A 19,423-nucleotide genomic window follows, 5' to 3' on the forward strand; every position below is an offset into this window, starting at 1 on the left:
ACCGTGACCATCGACACCGACACCAACAACGACGGCACCCTCAGCAACACTGAACTGGGCGCCGCCACCACCGTCACTGTCAGCGTCGCACTGCCGGCCGGTGCCGCCGTCGGCGATACCCTGAACGTCAGCCTCAATGGCGTGGCCCAGACCCCGATCGTGCTGACCCAGGCGCAGATCACCAATGGCGTGACCTTTGATGTCACCCGTCCGGCCGATGGCCAGAGCGTCAGCGCCACCGCCACCGTTACCGATACCGCCGGCAACACCTCGGCACCGGGCTCGGACAGCGCTGTGGTCGGTGACACCACCGGTCCAACTGTTGTTATCAGCACCACAGACAGCAACCTTTCGGTCGGGGACGCCACCACGCTGACCTTCACTTTCAGCGAGTCGGTCACCGGATTTACTGCAAGCGATATCAGTACAGCGGGCGGCACTATCAGCAACTTGGTGCAGTCGGTGGGTAATCCGGCTGTTTGGACCGCAACCTTCACTTCAACGGGCGGTGGCTCGCCAAGTGTCAGCTTACCTGCGGGCAGCTACACCGACCTCGCAGGGAACGCGGGCGGTGCTGGCAGCTTGAACCTCAACAGTGATCCGATTGCCGTAAATGACAACTACCTGGTCTCTGGACTGGTCGGCCAGTATTTTGGTTACAACGAAGGTCCCGATGGCGGCAACCTGACCAACCTCAGCCAGGTTGAAACATTCATCAATGGCCACACGCCTACTGCCACCTTCACAACTACTAACGTGAACTACGGACCAGTGAGTAATGATGGTTTAGGTAATGGCAGCAACCTGCAAAGCTTCTTGGGCGTTGATGCGGCAAGCCTGTCAAGCGATCCAGGCAACACCTCTGATGCCATTGTCAAACTCAGCGGCGTCGTCAATCTGGCCGCCGGCACTTATCAATTCCGCGTCACTGCAGATGATGGTTATAGCATCCGCATCAATGGTCAGACTGTTGCTGAGTACAACGGCAACCAGGGCGCAACAGCTCGAGAATCGCTGACTTTCACGGTCCCACAGGGTGGCAATCAACAAATAGAGATTGTCTACTGGGATCAGGGTGGTGCTGCGCAACTGAAAGTCGAGCTGCGTCCTCAAGGCGGTTCATACAGTGTGCTGGGCGGCAGTTCACTGCAGCATGAAATCCCGGCATTGGTAACTAACGAAGATCAGGCCCTGACCATCAGCCCAGCCACGCTGCTGGGTAACGACACTGATCCAGATGGCAACCCAATAAGCATTACCAGCGTGCAAGCTGCTACACACGGCACGGTCGCGCTGGTTGGCGGTAATGTCGTATTCACCCCAAATGCCAATTACAACGGTCCGGCCACCTTCACCTATACCGTGAGTGACGGCAAAGGCGGCTTATCTTCGGCCACAGTGACAGTTGGCATTAAAGCAGTTAACGATGCGCCCGTTGCAGCCGCCGATAGCGCCACAACGAATGAAGATACTCCAGTCACCATTAACGTGCTGGCAAATGATACTGACGTCGATGGCGACAGCCTGATCGTTACAGGGGCTACAGCCAGTAACGGTACCGTGGTGGTCAATGCCGACAACACCCTGAGCTTTACTCCAACCGGCAACTTCAGCGGCACAGCGCTGATTCAGTACAGCGTCAGTGATGGCAAGGGTGGGACTTCGAGCTCCCAAGTTACCGTGACGGTCACACCGCAAGCGGATGCCCCGCTGCTATCGCCAGTTGCGAATATTTTCGCACTCAATCCAGGCGCCACAGTTATCTCGACTGGCAGCACCGATACGGCGATCAACACTGCAGCGTTCGATGCAGGAAGCGGTATCTCACAAGCTGACTTGGAAGCAGAGCTGGGTCTTACATCGGGGTTCCTGGATGGCCGTTTCAACCCAACGGGACCAAATGTCAACCACAACGGCAATGTCAATGTCGTTGACGGTAAAGTCACGCACTCCGACTACGACATGGCAAATGGCACCACGGTTAAGTGGAACTTCGCCTTTACCAATGGTGAAAACCTCACAAACGAAGTACAGAGTGGCTATAACGATTTGGTTGTAGTCATCGTTACAGGCCCAAATGGCAGTCGCGAAACCTTCCTAGTCGACTCTTCGGAATCCAAATTCCCTAGCCTCACCAGCAATGGCAGCTTCAGCTATACCGCGACGCAAAGTGGTAATTACAGTTTTAGTTGGTTGGTGCTAAACGGTGGTGACTCGGCCAAGGACTCATCGCTGTCCTTAGCGAAGGCCAGCTTCACCCAAAGTGGTAGCGCCACGCTATACGGTGCACCGATAGCACTATCACTTGCGGCACAACTGGCTGATAAGGATGGCTCCGAAACTTTAGGCCTAGTGCTTTCTGGTCTTCCTGCAGGCGCACGCCTGAGCGCAGGTACAGATAATGGCAACGGCAGCTGGACGCTGACTGCCAGCGACCTGAACAACCTGCATCTGCTGCCGCCTGCTGGCTATACCGGTACGTTGAACCTGACGCTAACCGGCACTGCCACAGAAACAGCTAACAACCACACAACCAGCAGCTCGCAATCGTTCAGCATAACCGTTAGTGAAACCACTAATACGCTGACTAATGCGACCTCCGGCAACGACACACTTACCGGTACAACGGGCAATGACCTCATTCGTGGGTATAACGGTAATGACACCCTCAACGGCGGTGATGGTAACGACCTGATCTATGGTGGCGCCGGCAATGACACCCTCAACGGTGGTGCCGGTAACGACCATCTATACGGTGGTATTGGCGATGACACCTTGAATGGTGGAACCGGCAGCGACTTCCTAAATGGCGAAGCTGGCAACGACATCCTCAACGGTGGCGACGGCGATGACATTCTGCGTGGTGGTCTTGGCAATGACACACTGACTGGCGGCACAGGCAAGGATATTTACCTCTGGGAACGCGGTGATCTGAATACGGGCAACGGACGTGACGTTATCAAGGACTTCACCCTGACCGGTGCAGAGCGAGACACCATCGATCTGCATGATCTGTTGCAAGGCGAAAATGACGGCAACATTCTCAACTATCTGCGTGTCGACACCTCTACATCCACTCTATTGATAAGCAGCACCGGGGTACTCAACGCTAGCGGCAGCAATGCCGATGTCACGATAAAGCTGGAAAACGGCGGTAATCCGGTCAACATCAACCCTGGCAACCTGAGCCAGGCTGACTTGGTCAATTCGCTGATTGCAGGTGCCGACCCGCTGATCAAAATCGATCATAACTGATGGCCACAACCCCGCTACCATAAGGAAGCGGGGTTGTTTATTCAGGGTGGCCAACAAGGCAAGGAGTGGTCGATGTTGTATGTAAAGCGGGATGCCTGGGGCAATTTGCAACAGGTTGAGGCGGCGCCTTTCGAGGGTATGGATGGCGAGCTCCTGGCCGACAGCGAAGAAGCAGAAGCCTGGTACGCCAACCAAACGGTAGAAAGCAGCCTGCTGCAGCTTAAGCAGAGCGACTTGGACATGATCCGGGTACTGGAAGACTTGATTACCGTGCTGATCCGCAAGGGTGTGGTGCGTATTACCGATCTACCAGAAGCAGCGCAGAGCAAGCTGGTCGGCCGTAGCAAGGCACGAGACGCCTTGGGTGGCTTGCATCGACTGATCAACGACGATGAGTCGGGGCTGATCTAACCCTGATTGGGCCAGCTATTCAGAGCTGTTGTCGCGTCGGTCTAAGAGCAGTTCGCGAACAAGCCCGCTCCTAGAAAGCTGATAGCGCTTTTAGCGCCAAGGCCCCGGCTCACCGAATAGACGCCCCTGTACGCCATTGATACCCATGGCACGCAATACTTGCCACTCCCCTTCACTTTCCACTCGTTCGGCAATCAACGGCAGATCGATACTGTTGGCTGCGCGTTGCATGGCCTCGATAAATAGGCGCTTGTCGTTTTCCTGATCAATATCACGGATATAGCTGCCATCGACCTTGAGGTAGCTCAGGCCAAGTTTGGCCAGGTTGCCAATCATGCTGAAGCGTCCACCAAAGTGCTGTAACCCGAGGCCAAAACCCAGGCTACGTAGACGCAGGGTCAGGCTTTCTAGTGCTGCCTGATCAGGTAATTGATCTTCATCCAGTTCCAGAGTCAGGCGCGGTCCCAGCGACCTGTGCTGCTGCAACTGGGCATACAACGCCGTCAGGGTCTGTGGGTCGCGTATGCTACTGCCGGATAGACTCAGCGCCACGGCCGCCTGATGGCTGTGCAGTTGCGTCAACACCAGACCGAGCATGACCCGATCCAGTCGCGCCGCCCAACCGAAACGCTCCACCCAGGGCAGAAAACGCCCAGCAGGAATCACCCCGCCCTGCTCATCAATTACCCGCGCCAGCACCTTGTGGTGCAGCACCCGCGAGGGCTCATCGGCAGCCACTACCGGCTGGAAGAACAACTGAATACGCCCCTGCTCCAGCGCTTGATCCAGCAGGTTGTACCAACTTTGCCCCTCGTCCACGGCCAGCGATTGCTCAGCCAATTCATTGAACGCCCAACTCGGCTGCGCCTGACTGGCGGCAAGGGCCAAAGCCGCATCCAACGCGCGGTACAGCTCATCCTCCGCAGCGCCTGGGGCAAAGCTGGTCAGGCCGATGTGAGCCACCGGCAGGCAGTCACTGGCACCGGTCTGCTGCAGGCTGCACAACCTCTGCTCAAGCTGCTCGGTCAGTTGTTGCGCGTCGTTGCGGGCAAGCCCCGGGGCCAGCAAGGCAAACTCGCCACCACGGTTGCGCGCCAGAACAAAACGGCCTTGGCTGAGCTGCTGCAACTGTTCGGCGATGCTGACCAGCAACTGATCCGTGCGCTGTCCACCCAAACGCTGATTGAGGCCGCTCAGGTCATTAACGCGCAGCAACAGCAGGTAGCCGCTGCAGGCCTGCTCCTCAACGTTGAGCCGCGCATGCAGCTGCAAATCGAAATAGCGCCGGTTAGCCAGCCCAGTCAGGCTGTCCTGGTAGGCTTCGGCACGCAGCACTTCACTGCGCGCAGCCTCCTCGGCAAACAGCGCCTTGAGCTTGCCGACCATCTGGTTCATGGCGTTGACCACCCGGCGAAACTCGGGAGTTTTCGGTAGCTCCGGTAAGCTGAGAAATTCGCGGCGGGCAATCGCATTGGACTGCGCAACCATATAATCCAGCGGGCGCAGCTGACGCTTGAGCAGCAGCACACCCAGAGCAATACACAGCACGCCGCTGAGGGTCAGCCACAGCAGATTGCCCAGGGTGCTCTGCCAGAGTTTGCTAACGGCAAACAGCGGATGGCTGATCACCTGCACCTGCGCGGCTTGCCGCCAGCCATCACTGACAATTGCATCGCCCTGCGCGGCGTCCAGATCGACCAATTGGGCAAACCATTGCGGCGCCTCGCCGCTGACCGGCACGCCGCTGCGTTCGACCAGCAGCTCGCCAGTGGCAGGATCGGTCACACGGATGCTTTCAAAGTAGCCACTGTCGAAAATCGAGCTGACCATCAGCTCGATCATCGCGGTGTCGTTGACATGCGGGCTGAGCGACAAGCCCAGTGCCGTTGCGGCATCCTGGGCATGGGCGCGGAGCTGGTTGACCTGTTGTTCGCGTGAGCTCTCGACGCTGACCAGAAAACTGCCGGTGAAATTCACCAACATCAGCACGCAGATGGCGATAAACAACTGCTTGAACAACGACATCAACCACTCCTGTCGAGCCAACTGCAGATAAATACGGGCTCGATTACGCGTCAACAATACAGATAGGTGCAGGCTCAAGCACTTGGTTGATACGGGACGATACCCGTTAGCATCAAGCGCTTGGCAGGCTCAGGCACGGCACTGGAAAGTGCCGTCGGCACGACGGCCGTCATGGTGCGGGGCACGGGGACAAAACACAATGTCCACAGCCGCTGCGGGGGCAATTCGCCGATGGGGAGCAGGCTGTTTGCGATACCGGTCGCATTACCCGTTGCAGGTAAGCGACCGTTGATCGGGAGGCAAAAGCAACAACTTAGGCGCGGGCCAACCCCTGCAAATGCACAAAGCCAAACAACAACACCTGCACCCGCTGCAACCAGGGCTGCGGCTGACCAACCAGGCGCGCCTTGAACAACAGCAGCTCGCCGAGATGCGCCAGCAGCATGCCGCCGGCAATCAGGTTTACCGCCAGATACCAACCCTCGCCCATGGGGTAGAGCAGGTTAAGCAGCGCCAGCAACCAGAATGCGGCCAGCGCGCCTTTGGCGAATGTCAGAACATGCATAAGCCACTCCTTTATCAGCTAAGTCAGCCAGGTGAAAAACCTGATCAGTCTGCCCTGATAGCGCCTCAAGTACGTCCGCACTTTGGTCGGGTAGAGTGACGCAGCAAAATTCACCGCAGCGTCAGAGCAATCGGCTCATCGCTGAAATCGAAGCAGCCGAGGAAGGTCTTGATATCCAGCAAGCGGCCATCGACCTTTACATCGCCCAGTAACGCGCCCTTGAGCAGCCCGTTCTCGCCGCTCATCACGGTGTCCAGGTACGTCTTGTCGAGGGTCAGCTTAAGCGTGGTGCCCTCAGGGATGCCGTGGTGCAACTGCACTACACCGCGGCGCACCTCCAGCGCCCACTCCTCGCCGATATCCGGGAAGCTGAAGCCCAGGGTCAGCTCGACATCATTGGCCTTGTCCGGATCGACACGGGTAATCCAGTTCTGCAGAAAGATCCGTGCCGGGAAGGTCTTCAGCATGTCCGCCGAAAGAAACGCGCTGCGCATGCTCAGCGCCATCTGCTGCACCTCATCACCAGTAAATTTGCCTTCCAGCTCCATAGCGCTCATCAGATACCAGTTGCGCCAGTTGATGTTCATGCTGGCGTAGCCCAGCTTGCGGAAGCTGCGCGCCTTGATATCGCGGGCCAGCATGTCCTCGTTGTCGACCTGAATGGCATAGCTGGAAAGCTCAGCGGCCCATTGGTAATCGCCTTTGAGGTAGGCGTCACCGGCGGCCAGCAGCAGTTTTTCACGGCCGCCCATCAAGGCGATCAGACGCTCGGCTTTGTCTTTCGGCGGCAGCGGATCGAGGGCCACCGGATCACCCTGATACCAGCCTAGGTAACCGTTGTAGATCTGCCGCACGCTGTGTTTCACCGTGCCGTAGTACTCGCGTAGATAGGGCGTGTAGCCGGCCAGGTGTGGCGGCAGCTTGACCTTCTCGACCAGCTCGTCCGGAGTCAGGCCCTTGTTCATCCAGCGCACGCTCTGATCGTGGATATAGGCGATGCCGTCGCGGGTCATGCGCAGCACTTCCTCGACCTTATCCTGGCCGCTGACCGGACGGCCGTGCAGCGGCACCATATGTTCGGCTTTATAGGTGCGCAGCTTGTCCAGGCTCTCGACCCACACCACCGGGTCGCGGAACTTGGTGCCGCGCAGCGTGTGGATATTCGGCAAGGTCGGCCCCTGCTCAACTTCGGCGCTGATCAGCACGCGGTTATCGGGCAGGTAAACGGTGATCTCGTCCGGCGCTTCGCTGGGTACATGCAAAAACTGCAGGTCCAGGCCGGCGATGCGCGTGTCGAGCTTGTCCTTGAAGGTCAGGGTCGGCGCGATAAAGGTTGAGGCCTCGACCTTGGCCAGCGGGCCGATACCGGCGTTCATCTGCTCGTGATCACTGTCCGGCAGGCCGGCGCCGAAGCTATAGCCGGAGCGCACCGAGAGGATCGGCCCGACCAGCGCGCCCTGGGCCACCACATTGGCCAGCAGGGTTTCGTGGGCAATGATCTGCACCTCACCGCTGCGCACCTGCTCTTCCGTAACGAAGGCTTTTACGCCGTTGATATGGTCCGGGTGGAAATGGGTGTAGACCACGGCCTTGACCGGCTTATCGCTGATCTTGCGGAACTCGGCCATGATCTTGCGCGACTCGCTGACCGCCTCACCGGTGTCGATGATGATCAACCCTTCCGGCGCCTCGATCATCGCCACGTTGCCCAGCTGCCAGCCGACGGCGGAATAGACGTTGCCGGCCACCTGGTAGACCTTCTGCGTAAAGTGCTTGGTGTGCTCGGCCAGCTCTGGATTGATCGAGGCGGTTATCTGTTCTTCAGGCAATGCCGCTTGGCTTGCCAATGGCAATGCCAGGCTCAGCAGTACGGCGGCAGTTCGATTGAGTGAAAACATGCGCAGACGCTCATTGTTATTGGATGTGCTGGAAGATTGGCCAATCGAAGTCAATAATTCCAATGCATTCCGAAACCAATAGCGATGCAAAAAACGCATGAATGATCTTCGCCAACTCCGCCACTTTGTCGCCCTCGCCGAACACGGCCATTTCGCCCGTGCCGCCGAAGCCGTACACCTCAGCCAACCTGCCCTGAGCCGCAGCATCCAGGCACTGGAAGCCAGCCTCGGCTGTAACCTGGTCGACCGGCACAGCCGCGGCATCAGCCTGACCACCCATGGCCAGTTGGTACTGGAGCATGCTCAACGTCTACTGGCCGGCAGCCGCGCACTGAAAAACGCCGTCAGCCAACTGGGCAATCTGCAAACAGGTGAGCTGCGCCTGGGCACTGGCCCCTATCCGGCCGCGCGCTTGGTGCCACGAGCGCTGGGGCGCATGGCGCAGCGTTATCCACGGGTGCGGGTCAATCTGCAGATTGGTAACTGGTTGGAACTGCGCAGCAGTCTGCTGGATGACGCTCTCGAGCTGTTTGTCGCCGATAGCCGTGAGCTGCTCGACGACCCCACGCTGTGCATCGAGCCGCTGCAACGCCATAGCGGCGTGCTGTTCTGCCGGCCCGGACACCCACTGCTGGAACAACCAACGCTGGGTATGCATGACCTGCTCGATTACCCAATTGCGGGCACTCAACTACCGCTAGCGGTCGAGCAGAACCTGCGCGCACTCAGCGACCGCGAACAGCCGCTGAGTATTCAGTGCGACAACTTTATGGTGCTCAAAGCCCTGGTGGCAGATAGCGATGTGCTGAGCATGGCGCCCTGGGATGTGGTGGCCGAGGATATCCAGACCGGCCGCCTGGCTCGACTGCCGCTGGAAGCAGGTGCGTTGACCGAGCAATCCGCCTACGCCCTCATCAGCCGCGCCGGGCATAGCCTGTCGCCGGCGGCGCAGGCCATGCGGGAAGAGATACTGGCCGAAGATCGACTCTTCGGTCTTCAGCTAGAGGGCGCGCCGGGATCGTAGCGCGCCTAGAAATGGTGGTCAGTTGCGCTGCCGCTCCCAACCCTTACGCTCATCGCGCCGGTCATCACCACGGCGTTCTCCACGCCATTGTGCATCGTGACGCTGCGGGCGCTGCTGCTGATTGTTGCGGGAGTAGTCGCGCTCACGGCGGCCATCCCAGCCAGCCTGCGGTTGCGCCACGCGGTAATCATGGCGTTTCTGGTATTGGTTCGACTGGTAATGGCGCGGCTGCGGAGCCGGCACGTAATAGCGCGGTGGACGACGGTGCTCATCATAGCGGCGTCCGTCGTACTGGTAAGCTCTGTAACGCTGCGGCTGCGGCACCACATAAACCGGGTAGCGTTGTACCTGATAATAGGTAGTCGACGGCCCGCGATCATAGCCACGATGACCATAACCACTACCGCCGCCATAGACCGCACAACCGCTTAACGACAAAACCAACAACGCCAGTAGCATGGATTTGTATGACATAGCGGCCTCCTTCGACCGCGGGTGCGGCAACGACCGTTGTCGCTGCCAGGGATTGCTCCCACTGAGTAGACAACGGGACAAGCCTTGCAGTGCGTTGGTGCTGCGCGGCAGATTTCATGACAAATTATTTCAAGCGCAGGCCCAACACCCTCAATTCGATAGACCCAGAACAACCTGGCACAGTCCTCGCTTAAGGTTCTGTGCATAAAGGAAATGCGTACGGCGGCAAGCAGCTTGCAGCCAGACAATCTGCAATGGTCGACTAGGGTTCCGGTTCGCTGAGCAAGCCTGCAGCGAATGGCTGGTCCAAGAGTCGACGACCTCAAGCAGTGGCAACGGCCATGGGGTTACACGGCGGGATAAAAGCCCGGGAGAACGCACAGCACTGCTGTTCGCTTTCCTGTTCCCGCTGACTGACCCGAGGTTACCCATGCCACTACCCACCCTGCTCGCCCGCCTGACTGCCACCTGCCTGCTCGCCGCCCTGCTGCTGCAACCGGCCGTTGCGGCAACTGATGCGAAAACCTTCAAACTGTGCTGGTCGATCTTCGCCGGCTGGATGCCCTGGGGCTATGCCGCCAATGAAGGAATCATGCAGAAGTGGGCCGACAAATACGGTATCCGCGTCGAAATCAGCGAGGTACCGGATTACGTAGGCTCCATTGATCGCTACAGCGCCGGCGAGTTCGATGCCTGCTCGATGACCAATATGGATGCGCTGACCATCCCAGCTGCTGCGGGTGTGGATTCCACTGCCCTGATCATTGGCGATTTCTCCAACGGCGCAGACGCCATCTTGCTGCGCGGCCCCGGCCTGACGCTGAAGGATCTCAAAGGCAAGACGGTGCTTTTAGTAGAAAACTCGGTATCGCACTACCTGCTCAGCCGCGCCCTGGAATGGGCCCTGCTCAAGCCTGAGGATGTGACCATCCAGCACGTTTCTGACACGCAGATCGCCGAGGCCTTTCTCGCAGGCCAGGGCGATGCGGTGATTACCTGGAACCCGATTCTGGCCAAGATCAAGCAGCAGGCTCAGGTCAGCCAGGTGTTCAGCTCCAACCTGATTCCCGGCGAAATCGTCGACCTCACCGTGGTCAACAGCAAGGTCCTTGCCGCGCACCCAGAGTTGGGCAAAGCGCTGACCGGCGCCTGGTTCGAAACCCAACGGCTGATGGGCATGCCCACCGACACCGGGCGTGCGGCACAGGCCAAAATGGCCAGCGCCGCCGGCACCACGCCGGAGGATTTCAGTCAGCAACTCGACACCCTGCGCTCGTTCTACTCGCCGCGTTATGCCCTGGCATTTGCCCGTGCCAACAAAATGCCCGAGCTCATGCAGCGAGTCGCCCAGTTCGCCGACCAGCAAAAACTGCTCGGTAACGACGGCAGGGGCCTGGACAAGCTAGGCATCGCATTCAGCGGTGAACGCAGCCTGGGCAATGCCGAGAATATCCTGCTGCGCTTCGATGGCAGCTATATGCAGATGGCTGCCGAAAAGAACCTCTAAAAAGCCGCCTGCAGTCTGCTGCGCCGCCAGCCGCAACCAACGCCCCGCAATGCAGCACAGCAGATTCATCACGCACCGCCAGGGCGCAGTACCTGGCAGGCGCTGCGGCAGAAACCCAGTGTCAGCGGGGCTGAGCGAAATGGCACGATGTTCGCAATAACCAAGTTGTGCAGGAACAACCCGCTCCGGCGGGATCGCGGCACCACAATTTGCAATAGCTGACTAGGGTTCCGATCCGCAATCACACGATCTGCGGGTGACTGGTCCGAGAGTTGGCGACCTCCTTCGAGGTTACACGGCGGGATAAAAGCCCGGGAGAACGCGCCCCACTCGTGGGGAAACCGCCGCGCACTCCTGCCCGCCCATTTCGAACTGGAGGTTCCACCATGCGTAAGACCCGTCTGTGTTCAGTGCTCGCCGCCGGCCTTGCTGCCGCCATCAGCCTCAATAGCCACGCTGCACCCAAAACCGACTTCAGCGTTTGCTGGACCATCTACGCCGGCTGGATGCCCTGGGAATACGGTGCCGCCGAAGGCATCGTCGAGAAATGGGCAAAAAAGTACGACATCAACATCGATGTGGTGCAGATCAACGATTATGTTGAGTCGATCAACCAATACAGCGCCGGCCAGTTCGACGGCTGCACCATGACCAATATGGATGCGCTGACCATTCCGGCAGCTGGCGGCGTGGACAGCACCGCGCTGATCATCGGCGACTTCTCCAACGGCAACGACGGCGTCGTGCTCAAGGGCGAGAAGAAAACCCTGGGCGACCTCAAGGGCCAGAACGTCAACCTGGTCGAGCTGTCGGTTTCCCACTACCTGCTGGCACGCGGCCTGGAAAAAGCCGGTCTCAGCGAAAAAGACCTGACCGTGGTCAATACCTCCGACGCCGACATGGTCGCCGCCTTCTCCACCAGCGACGTCACCGCCGTGACCACCTGGAACCCGTTGCTGGCCGAGATTGAAGCCACGCCTGGCGTGACCAAGGTGTTCGATTCCAGCCAGATCCCTGGTGAGATCATTGACCTGATGGTGGTCAACAGCGACACCCTCAAGGACAACCCGGCCTTCGGCAAGGCACTGACCGGTGCCTGGTACGAAATCATGGCCACCATGAGCGCCGACACTCCGGCCGGCATTGCCGCCCGCGAGCAGATGGCCAAGGCCTCCGGCACTGATCTGGCCGGTTACGAAGCGCAACTGGCCGCAACCAAAATGTTCTATTCAGCCAAGGACGCTGTGGCCTTTGCCACCAGCCCGAAACTGCCCGCCACCATGACCAAAGTCGCGGAGTTCTCCTTCGGCCACGGCCTGCTCGGTGAAGGCGCGCAAAGTGCCGAGGCCATCGGCATGGGCTTCGCCAAGGGCGTGATCACCGGTGACACCGGCAACCTCAAGCTGCGCTTCGACCCCAGCTATATGCAGATGGCGGCTGACGGCACGCTGTAATGAGAGCGTAGGAGCGGGCGGGACTACGTGTCCCGCCCGCTCCTACCAAAAGGATTCCCCATGCGCCTGATCAATCGCCACCCGGATCGCAGCGCTCGCCTGCTGCTGATCCTGTTGCCCTTCGCCCTGCTGCTGTTCGCCTACTTTGCGGGCTCCACGGCACGCTTGGCGGAAAACCCGAATGACAAGTTGCTGCCAAGCGCGGCGCAAATGGCCGCTGCCGTTGATCGACTGGCGTTTACCGAAGACAAGCGCAGCGGCAACTATCTGTTCTGGGAAGACAGCGCCTCCAGCCTCAAACGCCTCGGTTTGGGCATTGGTATCGCCGCACTGGCAGGTTTGTGCCTGGGTATCGCGGCCGGCATCCTGCCGCTGTTCGGTGCACCGCTCTCGCCATTGCTCACGGTGCTGTCAATGGTGCCACCGCTGGCGATTCTGCCAATTCTATTTATCACCTTCGGCCTGGGTGAGTTGTCCAAAGTCATGCTGATTGTAATCGGCATCACCCCGGTGCTGGCTCGTGATCTGGAACAACGTGCACGGGAGATTCCGCAGGAAATTCTGATCAAGGCGCAGACCCTGGGTGCCAGCACCTGGACCTTGATCCTGCGCGTAGTGCTGCCACAACTGCTGCCGCGCCTGTTGATCGCCCTGCGCCTGGTGCTCGGTTCGGCCTGGCTGTTCCTGATTGCCGCTGAGGCCATCGCCAGTACTGACGGCCTTGGCTATCGGATCTTTCTGGTGCGCCGTTATATGGCCATGGATGTGATCCTGCCGTACGTGGTGTGGATCACCCTGCTCGCCTGGCTGATGGACCTGGGCCTGCGTCAGGTGACCCGTTTGTGCTTTCCCTGGTACGAGGGGGCTAAAGCATGAGCGCCTTTATCGAAGTAAAAAACGTCTGCCAGGAATACGGCGACCAAGTGGTGCTTGAGCGCTTGAACCTGAGCATCAGTGAAGGCGAGTTTTGTACCCTGGTCGGCGCTTCCGGCTGCGGCAAATCGACCTTCTTGCGCCTGTTGCTAGGTCAGGAGCGCGCCAGTCGCGGCGAGATTCTGCTGGGCGGCCAGCCGCTGGCTGCCGAACCCGATAGCAGCCGTGGTGTGGTGTTTCAGCGCTACTCGGTGTTCCCACACCTGAGCGTGCTGGATAACGTTGCCATCGGCCTGGAGCTGCCTCGCTCAAAACTGCTCGGCCGGTTGTTCGGCGCCGCCAAGCGCGACGCCCGCGCGCAGGCTGAGGTCATTTTGAAGAAGGTCGGCCTTGGTCACGCCCTGGATAAATACCCCAGCCAGCTCTCAGGCGGCATGCAGCAACGCCTGGCGATTGCTCAGGCGCTGATCATGCAGCCGCGCGTGTTACTGCTCGACGAGCCCTTTGGTGCGCTCGACCCCGGCATCCGCAAGGACATGCACAGCCTGCTGCTGGAGCTGTGGCACGAAACCAAGCTCACCGTATTTATGGTCACCCACGACCTGAGCGAGGGTTTCAGCCTCGGCACCCGCTTACTGGTGTTCGACAAAACCCGTATTGACCCGCATGCCCCGAACGCCTTCGGCGCGCGCATCACCTACGACATCCCTCTCAACAGCGACCGCCGCGCCACTCGCGCCGCCGTAGAAGCGTTGCCCGCGCATATCAGCGGCAACCTGCAACCAGCCCTCTGAGGACGACCACAATGACCGCCGCACTCACCCTGCGCCCCACCCTCTACGAAGAACTCGTACCCGGTGGCGGCCACACCTCCTTTGTCCTCAAGCGCGGACAACTGCTGCGCTTCAGCGATATTGAGGGTGGCGCCAATGCCAGCCTTCTGCTGCTCAACGCCAATGAGAAGAGCGAGCGACTGAACCTGCCCGACAGCCTCAAATGCCAGCACACCGCCAAGCTCACCGCCGGCCACTGCCTGTATTCGGACATGGGCCGCGTGCTCGCCGCCATCACCGCCGATACCTGCGGCTGGCATGACAGCTTCGGCGGCGTACTCAACGCTACCGAGGTGCAGGAGAAGTACGGCAGCGGCAGCTATCAGCAACTGCGCAACGGCTTCTTCCGCAACGGCGTGGACAACCTGCTGGTGGAAATGGGCAAGTGGAACCTGGGGCTTGCGGACCTGCTGATGTGCCTGAATCTGTTCAGCAAGGTCACGGTCGACAGCGACGGCTGCTTCCACTTCCAGCCAGGCAACTCCAAGGCCGGCGACTACATCGAGCTGTACGCTCCGATGGACACCCTGGTGGTACTCACCGCCCTGCAGCACCCCATGGACCCCAGCCCCGACTACGCGCCCAAGCCGCTGCAACTGAGCTGGCACAAGGTGGAAAGCGACGGCATCAGCGTGCTGTGCCGCACCTCGCGCCCGGAAAACGCCCGTGGCTTCCATAACACCGAACGTCTGTATATCTGAGGCCGGCCAGCATGACTCTTATCTCAAGCGACAAGCACGCGGAAGCTGCGGTGTACCGCGCCACCATCGCCGCTGGCGAACCCTTTCTCTGCGAAGTAAAAGCCGGCCAGACCCTGCGCCTGCTCGATCTGGAAGGCAATCAAGCGGTCGATACGCTGTTCTACAGCGCCGCCAACCCGCGCGAGCGCTATGACGTGCAACGCACCCTGCGCAAACAGAACCGCGTGTACCTGACCACCGGCAGCGTGCTGTATTCCAACCTGGGCCAGCCGATGCTGACCATCAGCGCCGACACCTGCGGGCGCCACGACACCCTCGGCGGCGCCTGCGCCCAGGAGAGCAACACCGTCAGGTACGCCCTGGACAAGCGCTATATGCACAGCTGCCGTGACAATTTCCTGCACGCGAGCCTGCATGACGGCCGCCTGAACAAGGCCGACATCAGCGCCAATATCAACTTCTTTATGAACGTGCCGGTCACCCCAGAAGGCGGCCTGACCTTTGAAGACGGCATCTCCGCCGCCGGCAAATACGTCGAGCTCAAGGCGCATATGGATGTGATCGTGCTGATCTCCAACTGCCCGCAACTGAACAACCCGTGCAACGGCTACAACCCGACTCCGGCTGAAGTGTTGGTGTGGGATTGATGGCCGCCCTTCGCCCCTGAGCGAAGAGCGAGTAAACGCCTTTCAACCACGGACGACCGTGGTGCAGACCGAATACCGCGGGACGGCCCGCCCACCCTTTCGAGGGCATCGCCATGTTCAACAAACTGCTGATCGCCAACCGTGGCGCCATCGCCTGCCGCATCCTGCGTACGCTACGCGCCCTTGATGTACAGGGCGTGGCCGTCTACTCCGAAGCCGACGCCGCCAGCCTGCATATTCAGCAGGCGGACGAGGCGCACAGCCTGGGCGAAGGCCCGGCAGCCAACACCTACCTGGTGGTCGAGAAGATTCTCGCCGTGGCCAAACAGAGCGGTGCCACCGCCATCCACCCTGGTTACGGTTTTCTCTCGGAGAACGCCGCCTTTGCCGAAGCCTGCGAAGCCGCCGGTATTGCCTTTGTCGGCCCAACGCCGGAACAGCTGCGGGTATTCGGCCTTAAACACACCGCCCGCGCCCTGGCCAAACAGCACGGCGTACCGATGCTTGAAGGCACCGAATTACTGGAAAACCTCGAGGCCGCGTTGGTCGCAGGCGAACAGGTCGGTTACCCGGTGATGCTGAAAAGCACCGCCGGCGGTGGCGGCATCGGTATGCGCGTATGCAACAGCGCCGCCGAGCTCAGTGACGCCTTCGAAGCGGTCAAACGCCTAGGGCAGAACAACTTCAGCGACAGCGGTGTGTTTATCGAAAAATACATCCAGCGCGCCCGCCACCTGGAAGTTCAGGTATTTGGCGATGGTCGCGGTGAAGTACTGGCCCTCGGCGTGCGCGACTGCTCGGTACAGCGCCGTAACCAGAAGGTGCTGGAAGAAACCCCGGCACCCAACCTGCCGGCCGGCATGGCCGATGAGCTGTGCGCCGCAGCGATCAAGCTGGCCAAGGCGGTCAGCTACCGCAGCGCCGGCACCGTGGAATTTGTCTACGACAGCGAGGCAGCGCGCTTCTATTTCCTTGAAGTGAACACCCGCCTGCAAGTCGAGCATGGCGTTACCGAACAGGTGTGGGGCGTCGATCTGGTGCGCTGGATGATCGAACTGGCGGCTGGTGATCTGGCGCCGTTAAGCGAACTGGCGAAAGGTTTGAAACCCAGCGGCCATGCCATTCAGGCGCGCCTGTACGCAGAAGATCCAGGCCGCGACTTTCAGCCAAGCCCCGGTCTGCTTACCGCAGTCAGCTTCCCCAAGGCCGACGGCAAAACGCTGCGTATCGACACCTGGGTCGAAGCCGGCTGCGAAATTCCGCCCTACTTCGACCCAATGATCGCCAAGGTCATCACCTGGGCCGATAGCCGCGAAGCGGCCAGCGCCGCCCTAGGCCAGGCCCTGGCCGATACCCTGCTGTATGGCGTGGAAACCAATAGCCAGTACCTGCGGCAGATCCTCACTGACGCACCGTTCGCCAGCGGCAACCCCTGGACCCGCTGCCTGGAAGGCCTGATTTATCAGGCCAACACCTTCGAAGTGCTAAGCGCCGGTACCCAGACAACCGTGCAGGACTTCCCCGGCCGCCTCGGCTATTGGGCAGTCGGCGTACCGCCATCCGGGCCAATGGACAGCCGCGCTCTGCGCTTGGGCAATCGCCTGCTGGGCAACGAGGCAGATGCCGCCGGCCTGGAAATCACCATGAGCGGCCCGACCCTGCGCTTTAACACCGATGCAGTGGTGGCGGTCACTGGTGCACCAATCCCGCTAAGCGTCGATGGTATTGAGCAGCCACTGAATACCGCGCTGCTGATCAAAGCCGGCAGCACCCTGAGCCTTGGCACCATCCATGGCGCTGGCGCACGTAGCTATCTAAGCCTGCGCGGCGGTGTACAGGTGCCGGATTATCTGGGCAGCAAAAGCACCTTTACCCTCGGCCAGTTCGGCGGCCACGGCGGCCGTGCCCTGCGTGCCGGTGACGTGCTGCATATCCCGGCACTGACCGACCGAGAGGCCGGCGCACAACTGCCTGCCGAGCTGTGCAACTCTCTGCCAGCGGTACGCGAAATCCGAGTGATCTACGGCCCGCACGGCGCGCCGGAATACTTCACCGAAGGCTACATCAAGACCTTCTTCAGCACCGCTTGGGAAGTGCACTTCAACTCCAGCCGCACCGGCGTGCGCCTGATCGGGCCCAAGCCTGAATGGGTACGCGACAGCGGCGGCGAAGCCGGCCTGCACCCCTCAAATATCCACGACAACCCCTACGCCATCGGCGCGGTGGACTTTACCGGCGATATGCCGGTGATCCTCGGCCCGGACGGCCCAAGCCTGGGCGGCTTTGTCTGCCCGGTGACGATTATCGAGGCGGATCTGTGGCAGCTGGGGCAGTTGAAAGCGGGCGATAAAGTGCGCTTTGCGCCGGTGGATATCGCTACAGCACGGGAGCTGGCCAAGACCGGCAATCTTGAATGTACGAGCCTTCGTAGGAGCGGTCTTGGCCGCGATCAAGCTGACAACGTAATCGCGGCCAAGGCCGCTCCTACAAAAGCGAATACCCTCACCTCCCCCATCGTTCTCGATATCGGCGAAGCGGATAAACGCTTGGTCGCGCGCCTGTCTGGCGATACCCATCTGCTGCTGGAAATCGGCGCGGCGGAGCTGGATCTGGTGCTGCGCTTCCGCGGTCATGCGCTGATGCAGGCGCTGGAAGCCAAGCAGCTGGTTGGGGTGATCGACCTCACGCCCGGCATCCGCTCGCTGCAGGTGCATTACCAGCCGGAAACCCTGGCCCTTAGCGATCTGCTCGGCATAGTCGCCGGCGAGTGGGACGCTGTCTGCGCCGCGCAGGACCTGCGCGTGCCGTCGCGGATCGTCCATCTGCCGCTGTCCTGGGATGACCCGGCCTGCCAGTTGGCCATCGAGAAATATATGACCACCGTGCGCAAGGACGCGCCCTGGTGCCCAAGCAACCTGGAATTTATCCGCCGGATCAACGACCTGCCCAATCTCGACGAGGTGTACAGGACGATCTTTGAAGCCAGCTATCTGGTCATGGGCCTGGGCGACGTCTACCTCGGCGCGCCAGTGGCCACCCCGCTCGACCCGCGCCATCGCCTGGTCACCACCAAGTACAACCCGGCGCGCACCTGGACCGCAGAAAACTCGGTGGGCATCGGCGGCGCCTATATGTGCGTGTACGGCATGGAAGGCCCCGGCGGTTATCAGTTCGTCGGCCGTACCCTGCAGATGTGGAACCGCTACCGCGAAGTCGCCGCCTTCGACGGCAAGCCCTGGCTGCTGCGTTTCTTCGACCAGATCCGCTTCTACCCGGTCTCGGCGGACGAGTTGCTGCGTATCCGTCGTGACTTCCCCCTCGGCCGTTATGACTTGCGTATCGAGCACAGCGAATTGGCCCTGGCCGATTATCAGACCTTTCTCGACCGCGAAGCTGAGGGCATCGACGCCTTCCGCAACCAGCAGCGCGCGGCCTTCGACGCCGAGCGCCAGCGCTGGATCGCCTCTGGCCAGGCGCATTTCGACAGCGAGGAAGTCGCCGCCGATCTTGGCGAAGACGCGCCGCTCGATGCCGGCCTGCACAGCATCGACAGCCATATCGCCGGCAACCTCTGGCAGGTGCAGGTAGAAGCCGGCAGCACGGTCAAAGCCGGCGATGTACTGGTGATACTGGAGTCGATGAAGATGGAAATCCCCCTGCTTGCCCCGCGCGACGGCGTGGTGCGTGAGGTGCGCGTGCAGCCCGGCTCTCCGGTGCGCGCGGGCCAACGCGTAGTGGTGCTAGAGGAAGTCTAAG

Annotated in this window: 14 protein-coding genes and 2 riboswitches; of the genes, 10 read left to right on the top strand and 4 right to left on the bottom strand. The window is 60.4% G+C overall.

Annotated elements, in window-relative coordinates; all coding sequences use genetic code 11:
• Together ACIGEK_RS19470 and ACIGEK_RS19475 are read left to right on the top strand one after the other, a co-directional pair.
• Positions 1–3,255: cadherin-like domain-containing protein (locus tag ACIGEK_RS19470; RefSeq protein WP_397494906.1), on the top strand; the 3,255-nt coding region annotated here is incomplete at its 5' end.
• A gap of 72 nt (positions 3,256–3,327) precedes the next feature.
• The gene (locus tag ACIGEK_RS19475; protein WP_397494907.1) at positions 3,328–3,666 is read left to right on the top strand and encodes a tryptophan synthase subunit beta; all 339 of its coding nucleotides are present in this window, start codon (positions 3,328–3,330) and stop codon (positions 3,664–3,666) included.
• 90 nt (positions 3,667–3,756) lie between these two features.
• Here the strand turns inward: ACIGEK_RS19475 and lapD are convergent, their stop codons facing one another.
• From lapD to ACIGEK_RS19490, 3 genes are all read right to left on the bottom strand, one after another.
• A complete protein-coding gene (gene lapD, locus ACIGEK_RS19480) occupies positions 3,757–5,691 on the bottom strand; it encodes a cyclic di-GMP receptor LapD (RefSeq protein WP_397494908.1) in 1,935 nt (644 codons plus the stop codon).
• A 313-nt stretch (positions 5,692–6,004) separates the two neighbouring features.
• Positions 6,005–6,256, bottom strand: a complete 252-nt coding sequence (locus ACIGEK_RS19485; RefSeq protein ID WP_397494909.1) for a DUF1145 domain-containing protein — start codon at positions 6,254–6,256, stop codon at positions 6,005–6,007.
• Between the two features lie 110 nt (positions 6,257–6,366).
• Positions 6,367–8,154, bottom strand: a complete 1,788-nt coding sequence (locus tag ACIGEK_RS19490) for an alkyl/aryl-sulfatase (RefSeq protein ID WP_397494910.1) — start codon at positions 8,152–8,154, stop codon at positions 6,367–6,369.
• Between the two features lie 97 nt (positions 8,155–8,251).
• Here ACIGEK_RS19490 and ACIGEK_RS19495 point away from each other — a divergent pair, with 97 nt between their 5' ends.
• On the top strand, positions 8,252–9,178 hold the full coding sequence (locus ACIGEK_RS19495) for a LysR family transcriptional regulator (RefSeq protein WP_397494911.1): 927 nt from the start codon (positions 8,252–8,254) through the stop codon (positions 9,176–9,178).
• Positions 9,179–9,196: 18 nt separating this feature from the next.
• Here the strand turns inward: ACIGEK_RS19495 and ACIGEK_RS19500 are convergent, their stop codons facing one another.
• The gene (locus tag ACIGEK_RS19500) at positions 9,197–9,652 is read right to left on the bottom strand and encodes a hypothetical protein (protein WP_397494912.1); all 456 of its coding nucleotides are present in this window, start codon (positions 9,650–9,652) and stop codon (positions 9,197–9,199) included.
• Positions 9,653–9,903: 251 nt separating this feature from the next.
• A riboswitch (guanidine-I (ykkC/yxkD leader) is annotated at positions 9,904–10,028 on the top strand.
• Positions 10,029–10,082: 54 nt separating this feature from the next.
• On the opposite strand from ACIGEK_RS19500, the gene ACIGEK_RS19505 reads away from it, so the two are divergent.
• From ACIGEK_RS19505 to uca, 7 genes are all read left to right on the top strand, one after another.
• Positions 10,083–11,159: a putative urea ABC transporter substrate-binding protein gene (locus tag ACIGEK_RS19505; RefSeq protein ID WP_397494913.1), complete on the top strand. Its 1,077-nt coding sequence runs from the start codon at positions 10,083–10,085 to the stop codon at positions 11,157–11,159.
• A gap of 211 nt (positions 11,160–11,370) precedes the next feature.
• Positions 11,371–11,479, top strand: a riboswitch (guanidine-I (ykkC/yxkD leader).
• Between the two features lie 66 nt (positions 11,480–11,545).
• Positions 11,546–12,613 carry a putative urea ABC transporter substrate-binding protein gene (locus ACIGEK_RS19510; RefSeq protein ID WP_397494914.1) on the top strand — a complete coding sequence of 356 codons (1,068 nt, stop codon included), beginning with the start codon at positions 11,546–11,548 and terminating at the stop codon, positions 12,611–12,613.
• A gap of 60 nt (positions 12,614–12,673) precedes the next feature.
• The gene (locus tag ACIGEK_RS19515; RefSeq protein WP_397494915.1) at positions 12,674–13,489 is read left to right on the top strand and encodes an ABC transporter permease; all 816 of its coding nucleotides are present in this window, start codon (positions 12,674–12,676) and stop codon (positions 13,487–13,489) included.
• Complete coding sequence (locus ACIGEK_RS19520) at positions 13,486–14,280, top strand: ABC transporter ATP-binding protein (RefSeq protein ID WP_397494916.1); 795 nt, start codon at positions 13,486–13,488, stop codon at positions 14,278–14,280. Before ACIGEK_RS19515 ends, ACIGEK_RS19520 begins: the two co-directional genes overlap by 4 nt.
• Positions 14,281–14,291: 11 nt before the next feature.
• Positions 14,292–15,020, top strand: coding sequence for an urea amidolyase associated protein UAAP1 (locus tag ACIGEK_RS19525; RefSeq protein ID WP_397494917.1), 729 nt, complete (start codon positions 14,292–14,294; stop codon positions 15,018–15,020).
• A gap of 11 nt (positions 15,021–15,031) precedes the next feature.
• Positions 15,032–15,667, top strand: coding sequence for an urea amidolyase associated protein UAAP2 (locus ACIGEK_RS19530; RefSeq protein ID WP_397494918.1), 636 nt, complete (start codon positions 15,032–15,034; stop codon positions 15,665–15,667).
• Positions 15,668–15,780: 113 nt separating this feature from the next.
• Complete coding sequence (gene uca / locus ACIGEK_RS19535; RefSeq protein WP_397494919.1) at positions 15,781–19,422, top strand: urea carboxylase; 3,642 nt, start codon at positions 15,781–15,783, stop codon at positions 19,420–19,422.
• Position 19,423 lies beyond the last annotated feature (1 nt).

The organism is Pseudomonas sp. NPDC079086, from assembly GCF_044542155.1.
GTDB lineage: Bacteria > Pseudomonadota > Gammaproteobacteria > Pseudomonadales > Pseudomonadaceae > Aquipseudomonas.